Origin of the sequence: Vibrio sp. 10N.222.49.C9 (genome assembly GCF_041474985.1) — a bacterium.
Classification (GTDB): Bacteria; Pseudomonadota; Gammaproteobacteria; order Enterobacterales; family Vibrionaceae; genus Vibrio; species Vibrio crassostreae_C.
Genome location: NZ_JBFRVD010001111.1, coordinates 1 through 267, shown reverse-complemented (window position 1 = coordinate 267; position 267 = coordinate 1). Strand labels below are relative to the sequence as shown.

Sequence of the window (267 nt, the reverse complement as noted above, 5' to 3'; positions counted from 1 at the left end):
TAGCAAATGGGGTCGGGTTTAATCCCTTTGGCACTTTCACAAATAGTGGGTCATGAAAGTGATCACGCAGTCGAGTTAACGATTTGCTGAGCGCTGGAGCGGATACATGCAATCTAAGTGACGCTCTTTTTAAATTTTTCTCTTGATAAATTACCTGAAAAGTACGCAAAAGGTTAAGGTCTAGGTTGTTATAAAACTGCTTTGCCATTTAATCATCTATCCTTGTAATCATAGAAGCAATCATAACTATTTGGTCCGTTATATAAG

The 267-nt window shown here is 37.8% G+C and carries 1 protein-coding gene; it reads right to left on the bottom strand.

The genetic code is table 11. The features are described from left to right. The coding region (locus AB4585_RS27130) for a LysR family transcriptional regulator (RefSeq protein ID WP_372171843.1) at positions 1-208 on the bottom strand (208 nt) is incomplete at its 3' end. Positions 209-267 lie beyond the last annotated feature (59 nt).